The sequence below is a fragment of the Thermodesulfobacteriota bacterium genome, from assembly GCA_036397855.1.
Taxonomy (GTDB): Bacteria; Desulfobacterota_D; UBA1144; order Nemesobacterales; family CSP1-2; genus DASWID01.
Genome location: DASWID010000115.1, coordinates 1 through 3,444, shown reverse-complemented (window position 1 = coordinate 3,444; position 3,444 = coordinate 1). Strand labels below are relative to the sequence as shown.

The following is a 3,444-nucleotide window of genomic DNA, read 5'->3' as shown; positions in this document are numbered from 1 at the left end:
TAAGGCTGAAGATAATGAATAGCTTTAAGACAACGGCCTTATGCGCTATGAATTTTTCCTTTTTGATTTGATTATTTGAATCTGCTTTAAAATCTGACTTGGTTCTTATCATCTTGCTCCTCCTTAGAATTTTTGTTTTTTGTCTCTCACTTCTTTGTCTTGATACTGAATAGATCCTGACCTATCGTCAGGACATGGTTCAGCACAGGTACAAAGAAGCAACCCTTCGATCCTTCGACCCTTCGATTCTTCGACAATGCAATGCTCAGAACTTAGGACTCAGGACAGGCCCTTCGATTAAACTGTTCAGAACAAGGCTAACCCCCTTGTTGTCATTCCCTAATTCTACCCGACAGACTTGTCCTCGAAAGAATTTATCGGGGAAACGTTCGAGCACGGGCTTAATAGGGAATCCAGAGCCTGTCCCCGCACGTTTGTGGCGGGGATGGATCCCCGACTACTGATTTCGGGGATGACATAACGTCTAAAAAATTTAATTCGACCACAACCCGGTCATCCTGAATATATTTCAGGATCTAATCAAAACGAGAGATGCTGAAACAAGTTCAGCATGACTAACTATGACATTCATCCTATTAACGCAATTTTTGGAATTCCGTTGAAGCTTTTTTCATTCTGAAAGGGATTAATGAAAATAAATCTATTCATGAGATTGTAGGAGCTTGCCCACGAAATATCTAACATCTACAGGTATGACTCTCCCCTCTACAGCAATGGATTGTGCCGTAATAGGCTCTTGCTGATTCTCTATGAGTGCCTCTTTAAACACAGGAGACTCGCCCAGTGTGATAGAGTCATCGCTTGTAAAATCATTCCCTGTGAAATCTTACAGTAGTTTTTATATATTCGAATTCTGCTTCCGGAGTCAATAAGAGTTCGTTCTTTTCTTTGTTAAATTCATAGGAAAAACTTACAGCGCTGCCGCCATCGATATTTAGAATTAGTGTATTCTTGTTATAGCTGTATTTTCCCTTTAGGTTAATTGAAATTGTATCACCTATGATAAGTTTGAAGTATTTATCGGCTTTAAATTCGAGTGTGATAATACCTGCCTTCCACTCACCTGTAAAAGGATTAAATAGTCCCTCGCAACCCGACAGCAAAAGCATTGGAAATTGGATAAGAAATAAGGCAACAGGCAAACATCTAATTATTTTCATTTTTATTTCAGCAAAATACTACCATAAATATTATTTTGAGCGATTATAAAGTATTTCCCGAAAGAATTGATCGGTATGTAAGCAAAGTGAAGTTAGCGTAAACCTGGGAATTTTGTTAAATTTAGTGTAATGAATAAATCCAAACCGCTTATAGGCATAACTACAGATATAAAAGATGGGAATTTTCAAATAGAGAGCAAGTATGCTTTGGCCGTGGCAGATGCTGGAGGACTTCCTGTTCTTCTTCCTTCTATTCCTGAAAAAATCGGCTTACTTGAAGAGGTGTTCTTGGAAATTGATGGTCTCTTACTACCTGGTTCGAGGGATATGGATCCCAAGTTTTACGATGAGGAGCCGCATCCCAAACTGAGACCAATGAGTCTTGAAAGAACAGAATCGGAAATTACAGCGCTTGAAAACGCCGTAAGAAATAAGCTGCCTGTTTTGGGCATTTGCGGAGGGATGCAGCTAATAAATGTTTTCTTCGGAGGATCGCTATATCAGGACATAAGTTCGCAATTACCCGGCGCACTCTGCCATGAAAATGGGTTTGAACATGAGATACATCTACTAGGGGGCACAAAACTCAGGGCAATTGTGAATAATGAAACCTTTATTAGTAGGAGTTATCATCATCAGTCCATAAAGGTGTTGGGAAACGGATTAAGGGTTTGTGCTAAATCTCCGGATGATGTTATTGAGGGTGTGGAATCGATCGAATCGTTTGTAGTTGGAATCCAGTGGCACGCCGAGTTAGAATCTAGTGAAATTTCAAAAAGAATTTTCACGGCCTTTATAGACGAGTGCAGAAAATAAAACGGATGCCAGATTGCATTTCTGAGTTATTACAGTACCTTTGGAACTTCTAACAATACCTGTGGTTGGACGCTTATGTTTGTACCCTTTCAGGCTCAATGAATGTCGGTGATAGAATAGCAGTATCTTTGAAATAGTTCAGAGCGCACCTGTGAGTCTGTATTTATATGTTAACGAGAAAGAGTCACGACCTTGGGAGGTATTTTCCGGGTCATTCATTGATCAGTTAAACTGATTTTACAACTTTCCCAATCTTATGGTAGGATTCCTGAATCTTGATAATGAGTTATAAATATTATCAAGTAACTCTTTTGCGAAAGCCAAAGAATTTAGAACTTAACTATAATCGTTTTGAGGGGCCCAATATGTTTATAACATTTGAGGGTATCGAGGGTAGTGGGAAGAGTACGCAGGCAAAGCTTCTAAAGGAATTTCTCGAGCTAAAGGGTTACACGGTATCACTTACCAGAGAGCCGGGATGGGGTGCTTTAGGAAAACTCATAAGAAGGATGCTATTGGAAGAGAGAGAGCTGGAATTAGACCCAATTGCAGAACTATGCCTTTTTTGTGCAGACAGAGCCCAGCATGTTAAGGACTTTATAATACCGAAACTCAGGGACGGTCAAATAGTAATTTGTGACCGGTTCTATGATTCTACTATTGTTTATCAGGGATACGCACGCAGGCTTGATCTCACACTCGTGAAAAGGCTAGCAAAGGCATCCGCGCTAGACGTACACCCCAAGCTTACAGTACTACTTAATATTCCGGTTAAGAAGGGATTGTCTAGGTTAGACCAAAGGGACGACAGAACCAAAATGGATGATGAGCCCCTCGATTTTCATGAGCGTGTAAGACAGGGGTACATGTTGATAGCAAAAGACGAACCGGCTAGGATAAGAATATTAAATGCCGCGAAGGATCTGAGTGTTTTGCAGGACGAAATACGTAGCTTGGTTCTTTCACATTTAAATTCAAAATGATCGGGGGATAAGAGGCTGGGTGGACGTTAAAATCTCCCTAAATCCCTCTTTAATAAAGATCCCTTCCCCCTTAAATAAAGGGGGAAGGTTAGGATGGGGGTTGATAGAAAATGACTAGAAACTTAGCAACGAATTGGGTTATAGAGAGGTTTACTCCCCCCACCTTAATCCTCCCCCAACACGTTGGGGGAGGAGATTTTGGTGTGGATTTTAGCAAATTTTTGGACAGCCTTGTCCTGAGCCCTGAGTTTCATCGAAGGATCGAAGGATCGCTTCTTTTGTATCAAGACAAAGAAGGTAGAAAGAACGGTATGATAAAAGAAGAAAATAGTTTTAAAGATCGTGACCCTGAAATATCTGGCTTCTACAAAAATGAGATGATTGACATTAAAGTAACAATCTACTACACAATCAAATTTGATAACAATGCACTTTGATAACATAATCGGCCACGAGTTACAAAA

General features: G+C 40.1%; 5 protein-coding genes. 3 read left to right on the top strand and 2 right to left on the bottom strand.

What is annotated here, in order from left to right:
* Positions 1 to 661: 661 nt before the first annotated feature.
* Both VGA95_09230 and VGA95_09225 read right to left on the bottom strand, forming a co-directional pair.
* On the bottom strand, positions 662 to 790 hold the full coding sequence (locus VGA95_09230; GenBank protein ID HEX9666724.1) for a hypothetical protein: 129 nt from the start codon (positions 788 to 790) through the stop codon (positions 662 to 664).
* A gap of 40 nt (positions 791 to 830) precedes the next feature.
* A complete protein-coding gene (locus VGA95_09225) occupies positions 831 to 1,181 on the bottom strand; it encodes a hypothetical protein (GenBank protein ID HEX9666723.1) in 351 nt (116 codons plus the stop codon).
* Between the two features lie 129 nt (positions 1,182 to 1,310).
* On the opposite strand from VGA95_09225, the gene VGA95_09220 reads away from it, so the two are divergent.
* The 3 genes from VGA95_09220 to VGA95_09210 all read left to right on the top strand — a co-directional run bounded on the left by VGA95_09220 (position 1,311) and on the right by VGA95_09210 (position 3,417).
* Positions 1,311 to 1,997, top strand: coding sequence for a gamma-glutamyl-gamma-aminobutyrate hydrolase family protein (locus tag VGA95_09220; GenBank protein HEX9666722.1), 687 nt, complete (start codon positions 1,311 to 1,313; stop codon positions 1,995 to 1,997).
* Between the two features lie 365 nt (positions 1,998 to 2,362).
* Entirely contained in the window at positions 2,363 to 2,980 is a 618-nt protein-coding gene (gene tmk, locus VGA95_09215; GenBank protein ID HEX9666721.1) for a dTMP kinase, read from the top strand.
* A gap of 110 nt (positions 2,981 to 3,090) precedes the next feature.
* Entirely contained in the window at positions 3,091 to 3,417 is a 327-nt protein-coding gene (locus VGA95_09210; GenBank protein HEX9666720.1) for a hypothetical protein, read from the top strand.
* The last annotated feature ends 27 nt before the right edge of the window (positions 3,418 to 3,444 follow it).